The sequence below is a fragment of the Flavobacterium panici genome, from assembly GCF_024499525.1.
Taxonomy (GTDB): Bacteria; Bacteroidota; Bacteroidia; order Flavobacteriales; family Flavobacteriaceae; genus Flavobacterium; species Flavobacterium panici.
This window is the reverse complement of sequence record NZ_CP100437.1, coordinates 2,832,510-2,852,044: the sequence shown is the minus strand read 5'-3', so window position 1 is coordinate 2,852,044 and position 19,535 is coordinate 2,832,510. Positions and strand designations below refer to the sequence as shown.

General features: G+C 31.7%; 17 protein-coding genes. 3 read left to right on the top strand and 14 right to left on the bottom strand.

Going from position 1 to position 19,535, the window contains the following annotated elements; translation table 11 throughout:
• Positions 1-166: 166 nt before the first annotated feature.
• The 3 genes from NLJ00_RS12160 to NLJ00_RS12150 all read right to left on the bottom strand — a co-directional run bounded on the left by NLJ00_RS12160 (position 167) and on the right by NLJ00_RS12150 (position 6,051).
• Entirely contained in the window at positions 167-1,921 is a 1,755-nt protein-coding gene (locus NLJ00_RS12160; protein WP_256637370.1) for a TonB-dependent receptor, read from the bottom strand.
• A gap of 139 nt (positions 1,922-2,060) precedes the next feature.
• A complete protein-coding gene (locus tag NLJ00_RS12155; protein WP_256637369.1) occupies positions 2,061-2,924 on the bottom strand; it encodes a PhzF family phenazine biosynthesis protein in 864 nt (287 codons plus the stop codon).
• 109 nt (positions 2,925-3,033) lie between these two features.
• Positions 3,034-6,051 carry a tetratricopeptide repeat protein gene (locus NLJ00_RS12150; RefSeq protein ID WP_256637368.1) on the bottom strand — a complete coding sequence of 1,006 codons (3,018 nt, stop codon included), beginning with the start codon at positions 6,049-6,051 and terminating at the stop codon, positions 3,034-3,036.
• A 309-nt stretch (positions 6,052-6,360) separates the two neighbouring features.
• On the opposite strand from NLJ00_RS12150, the gene NLJ00_RS12145 reads away from it, so the two are divergent.
• Positions 6,361-7,044 (top strand): cell division ATP-binding protein FtsE, encoded by a 684-nt coding sequence (locus tag NLJ00_RS12145; RefSeq protein ID WP_053471180.1) that lies wholly within the window; start codon positions 6,361-6,363, stop codon positions 7,042-7,044.
• A gap of 3 nt (positions 7,045-7,047) precedes the next feature.
• On the opposite strand, the gene NLJ00_RS12140 is transcribed toward NLJ00_RS12145, so the two are convergent.
• Positions 7,048-7,884 (bottom strand): class I SAM-dependent methyltransferase, encoded by an 837-nt coding sequence (locus NLJ00_RS12140; RefSeq protein WP_180861591.1) that lies wholly within the window; start codon positions 7,882-7,884, stop codon positions 7,048-7,050.
• 62 nt (positions 7,885-7,946) lie between these two features.
• On the opposite strand from NLJ00_RS12140, the gene NLJ00_RS12135 reads away from it, so the two are divergent.
• A complete protein-coding gene (locus NLJ00_RS12135) occupies positions 7,947-8,834 on the top strand; it encodes a glycosyltransferase family 2 protein (protein ID WP_180861593.1) in 888 nt (295 codons plus the stop codon).
• On the opposite strand, the gene NLJ00_RS12130 is transcribed toward NLJ00_RS12135, so the two are convergent.
• Genes NLJ00_RS12130 through NLJ00_RS12120 form a run of 3 tightly spaced genes read right to left on the bottom strand, consistent with a single transcriptional unit; the run spans position 8,831 to position 11,407 of the window.
• Positions 8,831-9,904 (bottom strand): glycosyltransferase family 4 protein, encoded by a 1,074-nt coding sequence (locus NLJ00_RS12130; protein ID WP_180861595.1) that lies wholly within the window; start codon positions 9,902-9,904, stop codon positions 8,831-8,833. The genes NLJ00_RS12135 and NLJ00_RS12130 overlap by 4 nt on opposite strands.
• On the bottom strand, positions 9,901-10,305 hold the full coding sequence (locus NLJ00_RS12125; RefSeq protein WP_180861597.1) for a sugar 3,4-ketoisomerase: 405 nt from the start codon (positions 10,303-10,305) through the stop codon (positions 9,901-9,903). The genes NLJ00_RS12130 and NLJ00_RS12125 overlap by 4 nt, the downstream gene beginning before the upstream one ends.
• Positions 10,306-10,309: 4 nt before the next feature.
• A complete protein-coding gene (locus NLJ00_RS12120) occupies positions 10,310-11,407 on the bottom strand; it encodes a glycosyltransferase (protein ID WP_256637367.1) in 1,098 nt (365 codons plus the stop codon).
• A gap of 216 nt (positions 11,408-11,623) precedes the next feature.
• Here NLJ00_RS12120 and NLJ00_RS12115 point away from each other — a divergent pair, with 216 nt between their 5' ends.
• Positions 11,624-12,526 (top strand): glycosyltransferase family 2 protein, encoded by a 903-nt coding sequence (locus NLJ00_RS12115; protein ID WP_180861601.1) that lies wholly within the window; start codon positions 11,624-11,626, stop codon positions 12,524-12,526.
• 158 nt (positions 12,527-12,684) lie between these two features.
• On the opposite strand, the gene NLJ00_RS12110 is transcribed toward NLJ00_RS12115, so the two are convergent.
• The 7 genes from NLJ00_RS12110 to NLJ00_RS12080 all read right to left on the bottom strand — a co-directional run bounded on the left by NLJ00_RS12110 (position 12,685) and on the right by NLJ00_RS12080 (position 19,534).
• Positions 12,685-13,431, bottom strand: coding sequence for an acyltransferase (locus tag NLJ00_RS12110; protein ID WP_235992147.1), 747 nt, complete (start codon positions 13,429-13,431; stop codon positions 12,685-12,687).
• Entirely contained in the window at positions 13,428-14,927 is a 1,500-nt protein-coding gene (locus NLJ00_RS12105; protein ID WP_180861603.1) for an O-antigen translocase, read from the bottom strand. Before NLJ00_RS12105 ends, NLJ00_RS12110 begins: the two co-directional genes overlap by 4 nt.
• A gap of 3 nt (positions 14,928-14,930) precedes the next feature.
• A complete protein-coding gene (locus tag NLJ00_RS12100; protein ID WP_256637366.1) occupies positions 14,931-16,070 on the bottom strand; it encodes a DegT/DnrJ/EryC1/StrS family aminotransferase in 1,140 nt (379 codons plus the stop codon).
• Positions 16,067-17,017, bottom strand: a complete 951-nt coding sequence (locus NLJ00_RS12095; RefSeq protein ID WP_180861607.1) for a FemAB family protein — start codon at positions 17,015-17,017, stop codon at positions 16,067-16,069. Before NLJ00_RS12095 ends, NLJ00_RS12100 begins: the two co-directional genes overlap by 4 nt.
• Before the next feature lie 146 nt (positions 17,018-17,163).
• A complete protein-coding gene (locus NLJ00_RS12090) occupies positions 17,164-17,766 on the bottom strand; it encodes a trimeric intracellular cation channel family protein (protein WP_053471006.1) in 603 nt (200 codons plus the stop codon).
• A gap of 68 nt (positions 17,767-17,834) precedes the next feature.
• Positions 17,835-18,680 carry a hypothetical protein gene (locus NLJ00_RS12085; protein WP_256637365.1) on the bottom strand — a complete coding sequence of 282 codons (846 nt, stop codon included), beginning with the start codon at positions 18,678-18,680 and terminating at the stop codon, positions 17,835-17,837.
• 110 nt (positions 18,681-18,790) lie between these two features.
• Positions 18,791-19,534, bottom strand: a complete 744-nt coding sequence (locus NLJ00_RS12080; protein WP_180861613.1) for an RDD family protein — start codon at positions 19,532-19,534, stop codon at positions 18,791-18,793.
• Position 19,535: the final 1 nt, after the last annotated feature.

Genomic DNA, 19,535 nt, shown 5'->3' with positions numbered 1-19,535 from the left:
CTGAGGTTCTGAGGTACAAAGGTGCAAAGGTTTTTCTGCTGTCGCAAAAAAATAGCCACGAATTCACGAATTTACTCCAAAAAATTCACGAACTCATGGCTAAAAAAAAGGCACTTTTTATATTTTATATACTTTTTGTCCCTTAGTGTCTTTGCATCAAATCTTCTTAAAAATCGAATTTATAATTTCCTCCCACTAAAACCTGGAAGCCCTGAACAGGATAATTCAGCCATCTTTCGTAAGCTTGGTTTCCAATATTATTTAATTTTAAGAAGAAAGTCAAACGCTCATTATATTTATATCCTAAATGCGCATTGGCATCAAAATAACTTTTTAAAGTGGTAATTACAGGATCAGTTCCAAAAGTCAGATTGGTCTGCATGTCTTTACGTTCTCCCACATAAAACACATTTAAACCTGCATACCATTGCTCTGTAATATTTACATCAAGATTTGAACTTAATTTCATTGAAGGTAAATTCCACGCTTCTAAACCATCTGTTTTATAACTGTTGAAAGTTCCGTTAATTCCAAAAGAAACACTCTTAGAAAAATCAGCTTTTAATTCTCCGTAGAAACGGAAAGTTCTGACATCATCATAAATTACACTAAACGAGTTTCCAAAACCATAATTCTGATTCGAAAAATCTTCTGTATAATCATTGCTTTTAAACAACGCTTTATCTTTTTCGTTTAAGTAAGAACCTGTTACGTTATAACTCACATTATTAGCCAGTTTTCCTTTTAAACCTGCAAAAACGGTATATTGATTACTGGTTGGTCTCATATTTAAAGTAGGAGACAAAAACGGATTTTCGGTTACAAAATCAGCATAAGAATTTTGGTTTAAACTCCCGTTAACTCCGGTATAGAAAATCATTAAATCTCCCACTAACTTATACGATGCATTTACTTTTGGATAAATATAAAATTTGTTTCCGCTGTTTTCAGAGTCCAAAGCATAAAACAAACCAGCACCTAATTCTAAAGTCCAGTCGTTTTCATTAACCACAAAACTCGGTTCAATCCCAAAGTTTGTCAAGCTGTATTTTAAAGGTTCAACATTGTCCCAGGCATAATTATGTTCGAAAGAACCGCTAACGTGATCTATAATAATATTAGTATTAATTGCCTGATCCATAACATCAACTTTAAAAGTCGGTTTTAGATAAAAACGATTTTCTGAAGAAGAAAAACTATCCGAAAAGTTCGTAAATCTAGTTGAAATTTTGCTAAAAATACCTTCCGTAAATTCAGCATTTCCGCCTATAGAAATTGTGTTATAAGAATGATTCGGATTAATTCCTCTAATCAAATCTTCCTGTGTTCCCGGCGGCAAAGTCATTCCAAAATCAGCTGGTAAACCATACCAGTTATATACTTGATTTTGATAACCTAAATCAACGCCCCAAGATACATCACGATCTTTTACACCGTAACCAATATTTAAACCTGTATCGTAAAATTCATCATTAAGGTTTACATCTTTAATTCCGCCTTGAGAAGAATGATGACGCAGCATTCCGGCTAAATAATCGTTGTTTCCTAAATCCTGAGTTACGAATAATTCAGCGTTTAATGTTCCATAATTTCCAACTCCAAGTGTTGCATAATTATTAAACAATCTCTCTTTTTTAGATTTATCCACAGCTTGCGCATTTCCTTTTGACGGCGTAAAAGTCGAAGCCACAGGAACAGACAAAATACTATATTTAATAGTTTCTTTTGGCTGATTTCCCGCATCGTCCAGCGAAGGTGTTTCTTTCACTTTAAAAGCGTCGGATATTGTTGGCGAATAAGGTTTTACTACGTTTACCGTTTCAGTTCCAATGCTTTCATTCTTCTTAACCTGCGAAAACGAAAGCTGGCAGACCAATAACACTAGTAAAACGATAATTTTATTTCGGCACTTAATTTTCATATTTATTTCTTTTAAGAGAATAGAGAAAAGAGTATAGAAAATAGACTTACACTATTTCTTAATTCTTAACCTCAATCTCTTTGTTCAGTTTCTATATTCTAAAATCTATATTCTTTGTTCTTTATTCTATTTTCTCGACCTAAGCTTCCCACTCCCCTTTAGCAACAAACTGAGCTTTTCCTCCAATATTAATATCAAACTGATTCTCAACTAATTTCCCTTTGAAGAAAATCTGAGACGGGCGCCCAATATAATCTCCCTGATAATTCGTTAATTCAAATTCAGGTTTATGGTATTTTAACAGAAAAGCCTCCAAACATGTACTTGCACTTCCTGTTGCGGCATCTTCTACCAATTGATTGTGTTCAATGCATAACATTCTGCTGAATAATTTTGAACCTTCCAGATAATAAAAATACAAGCCTCTATGATCTGTTTTACAATGATTTCTCATCCATTGATCTGCTTTATCTTTATCTAAAACTAAATTTTCTAAAGCTCTTTTACTGCTTAGTCCAACCATTACAAACGCGCTTCCGGTTGTCACTTCCTGAATTGGAAATTGATTTTCAAAATCTTCTTTTTTCAGATTACTGAATAATGTAAAATCTTCTTTAGAGAAAATATCCCAAAATTTTGGCTGTGCTGCTTTTAGCCAGATCAAATCTTCAGATTGCTGAATTTGAATAGGTCCAATCGGAACATTCAGTGTTATACTTTCAGGCGAATTATCAAATATCTTATTGATCAAAACCCACGAAGTTCCAATTATTGGATGTCCTGCAAACTGCATTTCATGAGCCGGTGTAAAAATTCTTATTTCTGCTTTATTATTTTCTCTGTCCAGTTTGGTTATAAATGTGCTTTCTGCGAAATTAATCTCGCGCGCCATTTGCTGCATTTCTTCTGAACTTAATTTCTCAGCTTCTAAAAAAACCGCCAATTGATTTCCTGCATATTTTTTATCAGCAAAAACATCAACTATATAAAAAGGTAAACTCATTGTTCTTATTTCTTTTTTGAGAAAATAGATTAAAGAATATAGAAAATAGACTTCAAATCTTTGCTTTCAATCTATTTTCTATCCTCTATATTCTATACTTCTTTTTTTCTTATTTATTAATCGACGAATTTGTTTTTGATTCTTCCGCCTTAATCGCACTTAATTCTTTTTTCGCTTCTTCAACAACATCCGGATAATCTGTAAAGTTGTTGATTACGTTATCTAAAATGTATGTTGCCTGATAGCTGTCTTTTAATCCGTAGAAGTTTTTCGCCATTAAAACCAAACCTTTTGCTCCGTAATATTTGTAAGCAGAATAGCTTTTTGCCAGTTTTTGAACCGCAGTATTCGACGCATCAAATTTTCCTTCTTTAGTTTTAAAGTAAGCATCATAATACAATGCTTCTGCCGCTAATTCTCCTTTTGAAGTTGTAGACAGTTTTGCATACGCTGCTTTCGCTTTGTCTTCATCTCCGGTTTGAATCGCCGCGCGCGCTACAATAATCTGTGCGTCGGCTTTTACGTTTGCATCAGCTTTTGGATTTGCTAAAACTTTATCTGCAGCAATAACCGAATTGTCATAATCTTTTTTGTCATAATAACATTTCATCAGGTTTGCCTGAGCAAAGTTTTTGTTCTGCGGATAATCGGCTTCACTTTCTAAACGAACTAAAACCGGAATCGCTTTATCACAATCTTTCGCTTTTAAGTAAATCTGAGCCAGTCTGTTTAACGCTTGTTCTGTAAATTCATTTCTTGGCTGGTCAATTACATATTGATAATTCTGAGTTGATTTTGTTTCAGAACCTTCCGCATAATATAATTGCGCTAAATTGAAATTAGCCTCTAAAGCGTGCAATCCAGAAGGAAATTTGCTTACATAACCCGCAAAACCTGTAATCGCTGCTTTGCTGTTATTTTGACTGTATTGTTTGTTTGCTGCATCGTAAGTATCGTTATCTAACTCAGCATCTGTAACCGAAACGAAATCTAAAGTTCGAACCCAAGTTGCGTATTCATCTACTTTTCCTGAGTCAACATAAATTAATCTTGCTGTCGAAACGGCTTCAAGTGCTTCCGGCGTTTTTGGAAATTCAGCGGCTACTTTTTTGAATTTTGCCAGCGCTTGTTCATCACGATCCGAATTGTAATAAATCAAACCTTGTTTCAAAATAGATTTTGAAGTAAAAGATCCGTTTTTGTATTCAGAAATCAACTGATCGTACGTTTTAATTGCCAAATCATTCTTTTTATCCGCCACATATGTATTTCCTAGTTCGAATAAAGCATCATCGCGATATTCTGATTTTTTATACATTTTTAGGAAGTTATTCAGTTCGTTGATTTTCTGATCATTTTTAGACATAAAACCATACGAAAGTGCTTTTTGAAACTGAGCATAATCGGCATCAACACTTTTTGCGTCCATTGCTTTTCCGTAAGCTTCATTTGCCTGAGCATATTTAGAATTTACAAAACGTGAATCTCCCAAACGTAAATACGAATCATTTAAACGTACTTTATCAGAAGGAGAATTATCGATCTGTGCCTGAAACGAGTTCGCCGCCTGATCGTATTCTTTCAGTTTAAAATACGTATAACCAATATTATAATTGATGTTTTTATATTCGTCTGTAGATTTTGCTGCGGCAAGTCCGGCAAATTGTTTGTATGTCAATAAAGCATTCTGAAAATCATCTGAAACATATTCTGTTTCTGCTTTCCAGAAAGTAGCACGTGCTGTAAATTCAGGTGTTTTTTGCTCGCTGATCGCACTTTTAAACATTTTTCCGGCTTCTGTATAATTCGATTCATTATACAATTCAACTCCTCTGTAAAAAAGTACTTTTTGGTATGCCGCTTTGTTTTCAGCACTTCTGTTTTTTTCTAATAAAGCCAAAGCTTCTTTGTAGTTTTTAGTCGAAATATAAGAGTCAACTAAAAGTTTTTCTATTTCTGCCCTGCTGGAATTGTTTGGATATTTTTTTAAGAAATCAAGTAAAATTCCCGGAACGGTTTGATAAGCGTTTCCAATATCATAACTTACTTTAGCATAATTTAAAGCGGCATCTTCCTGAATCTGTGCATTGAAATCCATTTCTGAAGCATTTTTAAACGCGTTCAAAGCTTCTTGTTTTTTACCTGTATTTAAATAACTTAAACCTAAATGGTAATAGGCATTTTGAGCTACGAAATCTTTTCCTTCAATAATTTTATTGAACTGAGAAATGGCTTTTTCGTAATTTTTCTGTTCGTAATACGCATAACCTAATTGGTAGAAATCGGTATTATTCCATTTTCCTTTTTTACCAGCGTATTGCTCTAAATACGGAATCGCTTTTTCATATTGTTTTAAGTTGAAATAACTTTCACCAATAATTTTATTCAGTTCCGATTTTTCCATTTCATTTGATTTCGCCATTGCTTTTTGGCCCAAATCAATTGCTTTTTGAAAATTTCCTAGTTTAAAATTCATATCAGCCTGATAATACGAAAGCTTTTCTTTGTATTTTTCTTCGCCCGAAACCTCATCAAAATATTTTGTTGCTTCTTTATAATCGTCGCCTTCATAGGCCATAAATCCTAAATAATATTTGGCTTGAGAACCAAATTCAGGAGAATTCACGACTTTATTAAAATACGTTGTAGATTCTTTTTTCTTTTTAGCTGTAAAATAGCTGTATCCTTTTTGGAAATTAAATTTATCCGATTCTGATTTGCTCATGTAACCTTCGTCCACTTTGTCAAACCATTGCAAAGCTTTTGGATAATTTCCCTGTTCGAAGAAATATTGTGCAACCTCGATATAAGCTTGATTTTGTTTGGTGCTTGTTGGATAATCTTCTACAAATTTTTCCATCAAAGCATCGGCATTGGGCTGATTGGTTCTAATGGCGCAATTGGCGATATAATAAGCGCAGTCTGATTTTACTTCTTCTGTTTGTGCCGTATTATTTTTTACATACTCAAAAATATGTTGTGCCGAAGCGTATTGTTTATCGTTATATAAAGCCTGTGCTTTGTCAAAATCCTTTAAATCGTAAGTATAAATAGCTGATTTTTGTGCCGAAACTATGGTCGAAGTAAGGATAATTTGGAATAAAAAGAACCAGGAAAGTCTATGCATTTTAGTTATATTTAGTATTCAAATTTATCATTTTATACCGTTTATAACGAAACGTTTCTTGAATTTATTATGAACAAACATGGAATAACAAACATTTTAGAGGTAGTTTAAAAAATTAAAATGAATCCTATAAGTTATATAAGTAATTATAAGCTAGTACCTTTTAGCAGATTAACTAAAATCAACTTATATAACTTATATGGTTTAAATTTTCATTCCTTTTTCTACAAATTTTCTTAAGAAATGATTGAAATTTATTTTGAATCCAAACGTTATCTTATTACTTTTACCATTCAAATCAATTTTATTATGTCAGAAACCGTACTATCTCTTAAAGAAGTCACTATATATCAAGAAGGAAGAAAAATTTTATCTCATATTAACTTAGATGTTCAGCATGGTGAATTCATCTACATCATTGGTAAAACAGGTTCCGGAAAAAGCAGCTTTTTAAAAACTTTGTACGCAGATTTACCTTTAACTGAAGGTGAAGCTCATATTGTTGACTTTGATTTGGCAACTTTAAAAGAAAAAGATATTCCGTATTTAAGACGTAAAATCGGGATTGTTTTCCAAGATTTTAAACTACTTCCAGACCGTTCTGTTCAGGACAACATGCTTTTTGTTCTTAAAGCAACTGGATGGACTGAAAAAGAAGCGATGGAATACAAAATCGACGAGGTTTTAGATAAAGTTGGAATGAAAGATTTCCTTAACAAAATGCCTCACCAGCTTTCTGGCGGTGAACAGCAGCGTGTTGCAATTGCAAGAGCTTTACTTAACGATCCTGAATTTATCCTTGCCGATGAACCTACAGGAAACCTTGATCCGCAGACAAGTTCTGAGGTTTTAGAAGTATTAAAAAACATTAACGCACTGGGTAAAACCGTTATCATGGCAACTCATGATTATGCTTTGTTGATGAAATTCCCTTCTAAAACATTAAAATGTGAAGACGAAAGAATCTTCGAAGTGGTTCAAAGAAGCGTATAAATCTTAAACTTTTTTTAGAATTAAAATATCCTGATAATCAAACAAGTCATTAACCGCTCTGTTTGACCAGGTTCCGTATATCTTATTTTCTAATTTTAATTGGCTTTTTTGAATCATCTCAAAAAGTAATTCTTCTTTAAAAGCAATGTTAGCAGAAGGAACTTTTTCATTCATTAATCTGTAATTTTCTTTTTGATAAGGAAAACAGAATCCTTTATTTTCATTTGAAATATAATCTTCATTTTGATCATCGTAAAGAAAGAAAGTTGAAAGACATTTTCCATCAGGCTTTAAAACTCTGTAAATTTCATTTAAATAGTTTTGAATTTCCTTTGGCTGCATATGAGTAAAAACCGAGAACAGAAAAACGGTATCAAATGAATTATCTTCATAAGGAAATTTAAAATTCTCTGCCTTTTGATTGGTTAGATTGTATAAGTCATTGTTTAAAGAAATGTGCTGAAAATTAAAATTAGAGAAATCTTTGCTGATGTTTTTTTGACACCAGTCAATTCCTTTTTTCACCACATCAAAACCTTCGTATTTTCCTTTTGTTGACAAATACTGCGTTAAGGGTACGGCAGCGCGGCCAATTCCGCAGCCAACATCTAATACAGAATGATCAGGATGAAGCGATGAGTATTCTTTTAAAAGTTCTAAATGATGTTTTCCTTGTGACAAAAAATCACCGGAACCAATAAAGATGTCTCCTTTTTTCGGCTCATATTTGTTTTTCTTTTTATTTAAAGAGTTCCAAAAATCAGCAGGGAAATAATAAATCTTACGAACAAGAAATCTTGACTTTGGAGAAATAGCATAATAAAGAGACCTTAAATTCATTTTTGATTTATTATTTTAATAAAAAACATTTCCTTTACAAATATATTTTAAAAAAGAGAATAATGCTTTCTATTTTAATTCCGGTTTATAATTACAATGTGTTTTCGCTTGTAGAAGAACTTGCTGAACAATGCCGTTTTATTGGAATTAATTTTGAAATTCTGTGTCAGGATGATGCTTCAAATTCTGTACTGAATAAAGAAAATGAGCGAATAAATGCTCTACAGCATTGTTCTTTTGTTTCTTTAGAAAAAAACATTGGATTAAGTTCTAACAGAAATCTTTTGGCATCAAAAGCACAATATCAAAATCTTCTTTTTATTGATGGCGATTCTATCGTAATCAACCCCAATTACATAGAAAACTATTTAGATAATATACCCGATTTTGATATTGTATACGGCGGCCGAATTCATCCTGAAAACATTTATTCTGAAAAACAAAAATTACGCTGGAAATACGGACGTTTAATTGAAGACAAAACCGTTTCTCAAAGAAATACTGCTTTGTATAAAACCCTCATGTTCAATAATACATTAATTAAAAAAGATTGTTTTATAAAGATAAAATTTGATTCTACTTTAATTAAATACGGACATGAAGATACACTTTTTGCTTATCAGGTAAGTCAGTCTCATTTTAAGGTAAAACATATCGAAAATGCGATTCAACATGGCGATATTGACGAGAATCTTATTTATATATCTAAAGTAAAAAACAGTTTAGAAAACCTGCTTATTCTTGATCGCAAAAAACAAATTGATTCTGATTTTTTAAAAATACTCAAGGCATATCATTTGTTGAAACGTTTTAAACTACGTTATACGGCAGGGTTATTTTTCACAACATTTAATACACTAATTTTAAAACAGCTAAACTCTAAAAGCCCTTCTTTAACGTTGCTTAATATTTACAAATTAACGTATTTGTGCAGTATAAAAACAAATTAGAAATTCTCTAATAAAGTTTTCCATTGTTTCATGACAAGATCAAGCTGATATTCTTTCATTTTTTCTTTTGATGCTGCGCCAAATTTCATTCTCAATTCTTCATTTTCCATTAAAACAGAAAGTTTTTCTACAAATAAATCTACATTCCCATCCGGGATTAAAAAGCCATTTTCATTATCTGCAATAATCGATCTCGGCCCCGAAGGACAATCATAAGAAACACTTGGTAAACCTAAAGACATTGCTTCTATCAAAACCATCGGAAATGCTTCAAATCGCGAAGTCATAACTAAAATAGAAGATTCAAGATATTTCTCTTTAATGTTTTTTACAAAACTAAAAATATTCATTGTGGAAGTTAATCCTAAATCAATGACAATGTTGTTTAAAGAATCAACTTCATCGGTATAAATATCTAAAGTCCAGTCTGGAAATTTTTGGCTTACTTTTTTCCAGATTAACAGTAATCTGTCTAAACCTTTTTCATACGAATTTCTTGCTACGGCAATAACTCGTTTGTTTTTTAAAGCTGCGAAATTTTCAGTTTTAATCCAGGAAGGATTTGGAATTATAACGGCGTTATTAATATGCCAGTGTTTTAGATTTTCGCGAGATAAAGCAACTACTATAGTATATTTTTTGGCACCAAAATCTTTGAATCGATATTTTAATTTTGAAAAGATATTTGTTTTGATTGATTGCTCTTCAATAAATTTAGAAGAATGAATCTCTAAAACAATTGGAATTTTCGTTTTAACAATCAGTGGTAAAATAAAAGCTTTCAAACCATTATCGGCAACAAGAATTACATCTGGTTTTATTGCTGTAATTTTTTGATTTAACTGCTTTTTATACGAGTTTAGAAAATGAAAAACATTTCCCTCCAAAATCATATTATGAAAGAAAATTTTAGAATTGAAATCGTAAAAAGGTGAATTTTCGTCTTCGTTTTGTGACAGAATATGAACTTCGTAACCAAAGTGTTCAATAAAATAATTGGCTTTAATGGACAAAACTCTGGCAACTCCTCCCGCATTTTTTATGTTGGGAACAATGTAAAGCAGTTTCATTTTTTAGAATTCAAGAAAGTTTCATAATCCCGAATATAATCCGTCTCTTCAAAAACATCTGAAGCCAAAACCAGGCAAACTGCGCCCGAAGAAAAGTTTTCTAACTCTCTCCAAATTCCTTTCGGGAGATACAATCCAACATTGGGTTTGTTGAGTAAATAGCTTTTTTTGTCTTTTCCGTCATTTACCGTTACTTCAAAACTTCCGCTTAAAGCAATCAAAACTTCATGCTGTTCAATATGCGAATGTCCGCCGCGAAAAGCACTGCTTGGAACATCAAAAAGATAATAAACACGTTTGAATTCAAAAGGAAGAACTCCGCTTTGAATGAATGCTAAATTTCCGCTCAAGTCTTCAACAACCGGAATTTTAAGTAATGAAATATCTTGAATTGTTGTCATATTTTTAGTGTTCCTCAAGCAAATTTAACCATTGCTGACCAATTTTTTCTAATAAAAAAGGTTCAATACTTTTTAATGCATTTTTTTTACAATGCTGATATAAACTTTCATCAACCGTAAATAAATTCATTGCTTCCGTTAGTTTGTCCCAATTTTGATTCTCGACTAAAATACCATTTTCAAAAGAAGTAATCATATCTCTTGGCCCGAAATCACAATCAAAAGAGACAACTGGAGTTTCGCAGGCTAAGGCTTCTAAAATCACATTTGGAAAACCTTCATTTTTACTGCATAAAACTAAAAATTTAGCTTTTTGTACATATTTAAACGGATTATTTTGATACCTTAAAAGATGAACATATTGGGAAACATTATTTGCTCCAATAGCTTTTTTTAGTTTTGTTTCGTCGCCATTTCCAATAATTACCAAATGAATCTGTTTTTGAGGCAGATTAGATTTGCTGTAACTTAAAATCAGTTTATCAAATTGTTTAATCTCGTTTTCATATTGGCCAATTGCGATTATGAAATCAAATTCCAGATGAATTTTTTCATCTTGCTTTTCCTTAATTTCTTCAAGATTTACCGGATTATGAATTGTAATTACATTTTGCAGTTTATGTGTACTTTCAATCAGCGTTTTCATTTCGTCTGTAATCGCCACATTCGCATAACAATGATTGTACATCAATCGTGTCAGCCATGAATTTTTTGGCATATAATGATCGATTAAAAAGCTGTGAACCGTAAAAATAGTTTTGGTATTGTATATAAATCGGGCTAAAATAAGTTCCTGTAATATTTTGGTGCGAAAGCGGAAATCTATAATAAAATCAAACTGATTTTGGTTTAAATAATCACTTAAAACCTTTAACCTTTTGACTTTATTAAAAAATCCGTTGCTTTTATTTTTAAGCAATCCTAAGTTTACCAATTTTCCGGAATAGGGAAAACTCACTTCATCTATAACAATAAGTATATCAACTTCAAATCCCTGCTTTTCAAAAAAAACAGACAAATTTGCCATTACTTTATCGCTTCCGCCTCCGCTTAAACGATAACCAATAAGAGCAATTTTCTTTTTTTTGTGAGATGATATCATTCTTGATTTCTTATTTTCGTATCAAATATATCTTTTTTAACACATAGAAACATAAAAAGTGAGTCCAATGTTTGCGGGATATTTTTTTAAGTCTTTTTTTCTTCAGCAACGAAAAATTGCTCGCAAAGACGCAAAGGCGCTAAGTTTTATAAAAAACAAAACTTAAAAATAAAAATCTTTGCGAGATTAAAAAAAAGTAAATACTCTAAAAACAATATGTACAATAATCCATTAGTAACTATTATATGCCTGTGCTATAACCATGAAAAATTTGTTTTGCAGAGTTTATTATCTGCTCTAAATCAGGATTATGCTTTTATTGAATTGATAATTGTTGATGATTTTAGTACTGATAATTCACGAGAAGTTATAAAAAACTGGATTGCAGCTTATCCTGAAATTCAATTTATTGAAAATGAAACTAATTTAGGAAGCACAAAATCCTTTAATAAAGCCCTAAAACTTGCTAAAGGCGAATATATTATTGATTTAGCGTGTGATGATATTTTATTGCCAAATTGTGTTTCGTTACAATTAAAAACTTTCGAAAAAAACAGGTTTGAAAATCTTGGGGTTGTTTACGGAAATGCTGAACTAATCAATGAAAAAGGCGATTCTTATTTTTATTTTTTCCCAGTTGATGAATCCAAAAAAACAATCGAAAAAAGAGAAACCGGAGATATTTATTTGAGTGTAATTTCGGGAGGAAATAGTATTTGCTCTGTTTCATCAATGGTTAAAAAATCGGTTTTTGATGATTTACAGGGTTATGATGAAAATCTGGCTTATGAAGATTTAGATTTATGGATTCGGGCATCACGTAAATATGATTTTGATTATATCGATGAAATTTTAATTAAAAAACGAATTACGACCACATCTTTAGGAACTCATTTTCATATCAAAAACGATTCAAGGTCCCGAAAAATCAATTATTCAACTTATTTGATTATCAAGAAAGCGATTCAATTAAACAGAACAAAACAAGAGCATAAAGCTATTTTAAAACGAATCCATTTTGAGATGTTTTTAAACTTTAAAACATCTAATTATAAGCTGCTGTCAAAATATATTCTTCTTGAAATAAAGCAGCGGTTTCGTATACTATTTAAAGGATAAAACGATGTCTAAAATAGAACGCGGATTCACACGGATTCGCTAAAGCGAAGACGCGGATTGACACGGATTTTATTTTTTAAACAGATAATAAAAAAATCGCTTTTAATCCGCGTCTTTACGAAGTAAATCCGTTTCATCCGCGTATAAAAAAGCATTTTTTAAATCGTCAAAAATTTATCTAATTCATCCTTTTCCCCTTCCCAATCTCTTGAAATGTTTTCACGAATCAGCTTTGCCGGAATTCCGCCAATTAAAATATTATTCCCCCATGAAATGTAATCTTTATTGCAAAAGGAATTGGTTGCAATAGTACAAAAATCTGGAGTTTTTGTATTTTTCATTATCGAAATTCGACTGCCGCTAAAATTATAATTCCCAATAAAAACAGGTCCCGTTTTTTTTCGTTTTTCTCCAGTATTTGTATCAATCATATCATGAAAGTTAGTATCTATGATTTGACTATCGGCGCCTAACTGCACATAATTTCCCAAGACAATTTTTTCAATGCAGATTAATTTAGCGTTTGAAGCCATTGCAGCCATATTTCCAAATTCACAATATCCGTTTTCTCCAATAAATACAAAATAATCTTTTCCAAATTGTGCATGGCCTTTAAAAACCATTTTTCCGGTAATATTTATTTCTGCTATGCCTTTGTGGCGCGTATTTATCTCATACGGCTGGCCAAAACCAATCATTCCTTTTTTGATTTTCCCTTCTATTATTATTTCACCTCGTATCGATGTAAACGTTACTTTATTATAAAAGAAAACCGGGAGCTTTTTAGCTATTTCAAAGGGAAATTTTTTAAAATTAAAGTATAGTGTTTTGGTCCAGTTTACCGAATAGTAAAACTTTAATTTATGATAAAAACTTCGGAGTTTTCTATAACTGCTTCGGATCATTTTTTACTTTTTTTTTGTTGATCAAATGACGTTAACATTTCGCTCAAATTTATCTTTTTATTTATCTTGTAAAAACTAAAACCAAAAGAAATTAAAATCATCAATGCAAACAAACCATTTTTTAAAACCTCATTTTCGATAAATCGGAATAAAAAAGAAATGATACAAATGATAAAACAAATAAAATATATTTGATAGAAATCTCTCTCGAAATAAAAATGGTACTGTTTTTGGGTTATAATTTTCAACCCAATGAAATGAAAGAAAAAATAAAGACAAAAACTTATTCCTAGACCTTCCAGTCCATAAAAATAATATCCTGAAACATTCATTAGTAAAGATAAAATATTAAAACCAACCTCTGTTTTTATAAGTATTTTAGAATCGCCTTTTGCAATTAAAATAAATCCCATTGCCCAGGAAACAGCGCGAAAAAGCATTCCTAAAATCCCAATGCAGATCATGGGTAAAATAGCTTCAAACTTTAAGGTATAAAGCAGCTTAACGATAATTGGACTGAAAGCAAGAAACAAAACAATAATAGGCGTTATAATCAAAACCGAAATAAAAGCCTGCTGCTGTACGCTTATTCTAACTTTATCATTATCAGAATTTATAGAAGCTAGTTTCGGGAAATAATCGGTACTCATAACCGTAAAAATAATTCCCACATAAGAGTTTAATAACGTAAATCCGGCGTTGTAAAATCCTACTTGTTCCAAGCCTCCGGTTTTTCCAATATAAATTTGAATTAGATAAGCTGTCAAAAGCGTTAAAACACTGCTTATGGTAAGCATAAAACCTAATTTTACAATTGATTTTCCTTCGGTTACAAAGACTTCTTTTGTAATTTCTCCTTTCTTACTTTCAACTCGTACTTTATTTGAATAATAAAAAGAAAAAATCAATGAAGTTACAGATGCAAGCAAAATGGTTGGAATTATAGCATCGATTTTAAAATAAATATAGAGCGGAATTGAAAACAATAATCCGAATAAATTTCCATAAAAATTGGCTTTCGCCAAAAACTTCAAATGTCTTAAACCTTGCAAAACAGCCAATTGTCCAGAAGATAATTGTTTGAATAAAATAGTAAGCGAAAGAAATACAAACGAATACGTTTGGCTGGAATCTCCAAAAGTCAGAATACTCAAAGCTTTTGAGAAAATTAAAGTCAGAACCATTCCTAATATTCCGGTAAAAAAAATAATTCTTTTTACAATCCGAATCGTTATCGAAACCATTCGAATATCGTCTTTATTGAAATTTTCTGAAATACTTTTGACAGCGCTGGTTTCGATTCCCAGTCCCGAAACACTGCTTAACACATTCAAAGTAGAATTTAGTAAAGCTATAATTCCCATTCCGGCCGGACCTATAAAAACGGCAATTAATTTGGTGCGGATTATTGAAATTAAAATCGAAAAAAACTGAACACCTCCAAAAAGTGAAGTTGTTTTTAAAATCTGTTGATATGATTTTTTGCTATCAGTCACGAATTAATACTGATTTAGAATTTCGATAATATAATTTACTTCCGTTTCTGTCAAAACGGGACTCATTGGCAGACTCAAAACTTCATTGTGAATCTTTTCTGTAATAGGAAATGATAAGTTGTTCCAGTCTTTAAATGCGTTTTGTTTATGCGGCGGAACCGGATAATGAATTACGGTTTGAATATTATTTTCGGTCAAATATTGCTGTAAATGCTCTCTGTTTTTAGTTCTTATAACAAATAAATGAAAAACATGATTATTCGAAGAATCCCAAAACGGCAATTTAATTTTATCATTTTTAATTTCTGCTAAATAACGTTTTGCAACTGTTCTTCGCTTTTCATTATCAGCATCTAAATTGGGTAGTTTTTCGTTTAAAAATGCAGCTTGCAATTCGTCTAATCTTGAATTTAAGCCGATATATTGATTATAATATTTTTTTTCGGAACCATAATTTCGAAGCGAAAACAGCACTTTTGCTAATTCAGGATCGTTGGTTGTAATTGCGCCGCCGTCGCCAAGACAACCTAAGTTTTTTCCTGGATAAAAGCTGTATGCTGACGCTCCTAAATGCTCTTCGACTTCGCTCAGAGTGACATCTTTATAATTTGGAATTTGGGTTTTAGAATTTTGGAATTTTGAAACTCCGTGTGATTGTGCTGCATCTTCTACAACAATAAGATTATGTTCTTCTGCAATTTCGTTTATTTTATCCATTTCGGCTAATTGTCCGTAAAGATGAACGGCTAAAATGGCTTTTGTTTTTGAAGTGATTTTTTCGGGAATTAGATCTGGATTGATGTTGTAGGTTTCTAATCTCGGTTCAACTAGAATCGGAATTAAATCTGCTTGTAAAATAGCCAAAATACTCGCAATATAAGTATTAGCAGGAACAATAACTTCATCACCTTTTTTGAGTTTTCCGAGTTCAATATAGCCTTTAAAAATCAAAACCAAAGCATCGAAACCATTGCCTACTCCAATGCAATATTTGGTTTGGCAATATTCGGCGAAAGCTTTTTCGAAGTTTTCAGTTTCTTTTCCTAAAATGTACCAGCCATTGTCTAAAACCAATTTCAGTTTCTCCTGAAAAGCGGTTTCATAAGGTTCATTAATTTTTTTTAGATCTAGAAACGGTATCATTTTATATCCAATTTATAAAAATCCTGATTGTAAACTGCACAGCCTAATTCTTCTTTCTGCTTTAAAAGACCAGAATGATAACCGGATTCATTTTGTTCATTTACAATTCCCATATCAAAAAAATGTTTTCCTTTTCGTTTGTATCGGTGGATCAAATTAATGAATAAAAAATCTAACGCCCGTGTTTCTTCTCCTTTTTTAGAAGTGGCGCCATATTGTGATTTTACTACATTTTGGGTTTCAAAAATGGTTATTCCGGCAATAATTTCATCATTTTGATAAACTGAAAATTGTTTGATGTTTTTGGGAAACCGTTCTTTTAAAAGTGCTATTTCTTCTTTTGAATGAACGGGTTTTTCATTAAACTTTTCTAATAATCTCGGTTCTAAAACTTGATTCCAAAACGATTTAAAATCTTCTTCTTCAATAATATCCAAATCTAGATTTTCAATTCTTCTAAAATGTTTTAATTTACTTTTTGAAATTTTTAGAGGTGAATTTAAATTGGCTGCCAAATTCATTTCTTTTCGTTCTAAAACTGCTCCTCTTTTAAATAAAAAAAAGTCAAGTTCCTGATTTCCTTCCGGAAAATAAAAAACGGGAATGGGTTTGTAATAAAAAGTTACAATCGCGTTTTCTTTCAAAAATAATAAAACCGAATCCAGAATTGACTCTGTTTTTTCGGCATTTAATTTAGACGAAAAAACCAATCCTCCATAAGTAAGTCCCTGATGTGAATAAATGGAGTTTTCTTTTTTATTGGCTGGCAGAATGGCTTTTAGCTTTTCTTCTTCAAAAATTAAAAGGGAAAAATCTTCAAAACGATCCTTGTGATATTCCATAAAATCACGATGAAATAAAAACGTTGCATTTTTGGCCTGAACAATAAAGTCATTCCACAATTTGTAATCGTTTTGATCGTATTTTTTTACGGTGTATTTATTCATTTTTTGGTGTGTGTTCTTTTGCCACGAATTTCACGAATTTGCACGAATTTTTCCATTGATGATTATAAAATTTGTAATGCGTAATTACTACATTCAACCAATTAATTAGTGAAAATTAGTGTAATTCGTGGCAAACAAAAAAATCTTTATTTATGTTCAAAAGCCGGAAGATACCATTTGTATTTTACCGCTAATAAACGAACTGAAATTATTACAACAGAAGTCACAAGGTACAAAACATCATCTTCTAAATTTAATTTCTTAAGTCCAAAGAATACGATACCGCCAAAAATACAGATTGTTGCATAGATTTCTCTTCTAAAAATTGTTGGAATTTCGGTACACAAAATATCCCGAATTACACCGCCAAAACAAGCTGTCATAGTTCCTAATGCCACACAAATTACTGGATGAAGACCCGTTAAAATTCCTCTCTCAAGGCCAATTAAAGTAAAAACTCCCAGACCAATGGTATCAAACAAAAACAGCGAAGTTCTAAGTTTATCAAACTTTTTTCTGAAGATGATAGCCAGAAAAAAACCTAAAATAATAACATAAACATATTGAAGATTCATCATCCAGCCCACTGGAGTTCTTCCAATTAAAACATCACGAAGCGTTCCGCCGCCTACAGCGGTGACAAAAGCAATGATAAAAACCCCAAACGGATCGAGTCTTTTATGCATTGCTGTTAATGCTCCGGACATTGCAAATGCCATTGTGCCAATAATATCTAGTAAGTGAAACATGCTTTAAGGTGCAAAAATTTAAAGGTGCAGAGATACAAAGATTAAATTAATTGCAGCTCCTCAATTTGTTATTTTTTTGTATAAATAGGGCTTCTTTTCAATAAATAGGTAATCGAATCCATCCAGCTGTCTTTTATTGCCAAAAACGGTTTACGAGTCTGCGAATATATTTTTGAAGCATTTTTATACATGTCAAAATAAACCGTGTAATAATAGTAAACCTGTGTGCTCGCCGTTGTTGTCGAAACATCGCTGGTTTTTACCTTCTTATTATTGTCGCTTACTTTTGCGTCTCCGCTGCTGTAAGTTGTGGCAGTTGTTCCAGAATTCATGGTATAGGAAACTTTTGCCGCTACAATATTATCGACTCCAAGAATTTTTTCAAGATCTTCAATTGGTGTTTCATCAATATTGTTGTGATCAATTCCAGCTTTGTGCAGTAAACTGTTTGTCGTTCTTAAATCCTGAACCGTCAGCGGAAAAATATTTGACGATTTATCAATCAGTTTATTATAAAGATCATTCTGGGCAAATTTTGCCATGTCTTCTGAGCTTTCCTGTGTATCTGAATTTAAATACGGAACCGGAAGTACTGCAATTGTATTGGGTTTTACCTCTGCAGCAGCTATAACTGCCGAATTTGAAGATGCATTATTTCCCTGACTTACATCAAAAGTCTGCGAACGGCCGCTTGCAAAATCGATTCTGGCAATTTGCGAAACATCGAGAGAAATGACCAGCGTTTCTCCGGGTAAAGAATATTCAACCGTTTTATCAGATATTTTGCTAATTGTACCTTCAATAATCTGATAATCTCTTTTAATAATTTTATCCAATTTTTTTCCGCCTTGAGCAAAACAAAAAACAGATACAAAAAACAGCAGTAATACGGCAGTTAATTTTTTAATCATCATATCATTTAGAATTTAATTTATAATCAGATTTTCCACGTCTGATAAATTTATAAAATTTAAACGGATAATTAACACTAAGAAAAACGATGAATTAACTCTTATTCAATTCATTACATATGCTGCGTATAGAAATTGTAATCTTTTAAAATTACCCTGATAAAATCGTTATTGTTTCCTGATTGATTTTTGATTCCGGTTACACCTTCAATTTTTGCAACCAGTTTATAGATAATTTCGTGATCATTTTTAGCCAGAGCACTTTGATACGTTTCCTTAATAATTCGCATATCATTATCAGATAATTTAATTACCAAAGGATAAGTCGGCACATAAGCCTCACCAATATCTTCCAGAATGGTATGGCTGATATTAATTTTATTCTTTAAAGTAATTACAGCTGTTCCGGCTGCCATATCTCCTAATCGCTGTGATTTTTTACTTGAAGCCACAGCAATTAAACCAATGATTCCGTTGAATAAACTAAAATCAATAATTCTAAAAAACCAACGAATTAGGTAATCGCCAAAACTTGCCTGATAACCATCTATTTTTACGACTTTTATTTTTACTAGTTTTTTCCCAAAGGATTGTCCTTCAAAAATACTTTCTAAAGTTAACGAGTAAATAATCAGTGGAAAAAACAACACCAAAAATATAGCTCCTCTGGACCATGAATCTAAATTTGTCATGAGCTTATCGATGTCCATCCAGTAAAAAAACACCCAAATAATAAAGAATATATAGGAAATTTTAATGCCTGCGTCAATGAAATAAGCACCTAATCGCTCGCCTACAGAGGCAGCAACAAAATTTATTTTGACATTTTGTGTTGTGTTAATAGATAATTCTGACATA

Bases quoted from the DNA above. Each gene is read 5' to 3' on its own strand.
- NLJ00_RS12160 (WP_256637370.1), bottom strand. From the start codon at position 1,921: ATGAAAATTAAGTGCCGAAATAAAATTATCGTTTTACTAGTGTTATTG.
- NLJ00_RS12155 (WP_256637369.1), bottom strand. From the start codon at position 2,924: ATGAGTTTACCTTTTTATATAGTTGATGTTTTTGCTGATAAAAAATAT.
- NLJ00_RS12150 (WP_256637368.1), bottom strand. From the start codon at position 6,051: ATGCATAGACTTTCCTGGTTCTTTTTATTCCAAATTATCCTTACTTCG.
- NLJ00_RS12145 (WP_053471180.1), top strand. From the start codon at position 6,361: ATGTCAGAAACCGTACTATCTCTTAAAGAAGTCACTATATATCAAGAA.
- NLJ00_RS12140 (WP_180861591.1), bottom strand. From the start codon at position 7,884: ATGAATTTAAGGTCTCTTTATTATGCTATTTCTCCAAAGTCAAGATTT.
- NLJ00_RS12135 (WP_180861593.1), top strand. From the start codon at position 7,947: ATGCTTTCTATTTTAATTCCGGTTTATAATTACAATGTGTTTTCGCTT.
- NLJ00_RS12130 (WP_180861595.1), bottom strand. From the start codon at position 9,904: ATGAAACTGCTTTACATTGTTCCCAACATAAAAAATGCGGGAGGAGTT.
- NLJ00_RS12125 (WP_180861597.1), bottom strand. From the start codon at position 10,305: ATGACAACAATTCAAGATATTTCATTACTTAAAATTCCGGTTGTTGAA.
- NLJ00_RS12120 (WP_256637367.1), bottom strand. From the start codon at position 11,407: ATGATATCATCTCACAAAAAAAAGAAAATTGCTCTTATTGGTTATCGT.
- NLJ00_RS12115 (WP_180861601.1), top strand. From the start codon at position 11,624: ATGTACAATAATCCATTAGTAACTATTATATGCCTGTGCTATAACCAT.
- NLJ00_RS12110 (WP_235992147.1), bottom strand. From the start codon at position 13,431: ATGATCCGAAGCAGTTATAGAAAACTCCGAAGTTTTTATCATAAATTA.
- NLJ00_RS12100 (WP_256637366.1), bottom strand. From the start codon at position 16,070: ATGATACCGTTTCTAGATCTAAAAAAAATTAATGAACCTTATGAAACC.
- NLJ00_RS12095 (WP_180861607.1), bottom strand. From the start codon at position 17,017: ATGAATAAATACACCGTAAAAAAATACGATCAAAACGATTACAAATTG.
- NLJ00_RS12090 (WP_053471006.1), bottom strand. From the start codon at position 17,766: ATGTTTCACTTACTAGATATTATTGGCACAATGGCATTTGCAATGTCC.
- NLJ00_RS12085 (WP_256637365.1), bottom strand. From the start codon at position 18,680: ATGATGATTAAAAAATTAACTGCCGTATTACTGCTGTTTTTTGTATCT.
- NLJ00_RS12080 (WP_180861613.1), bottom strand. From the start codon at position 19,534: ATGTCAGAATTATCTATTAACACAACACAAAATGTCAAAATAAATTTT.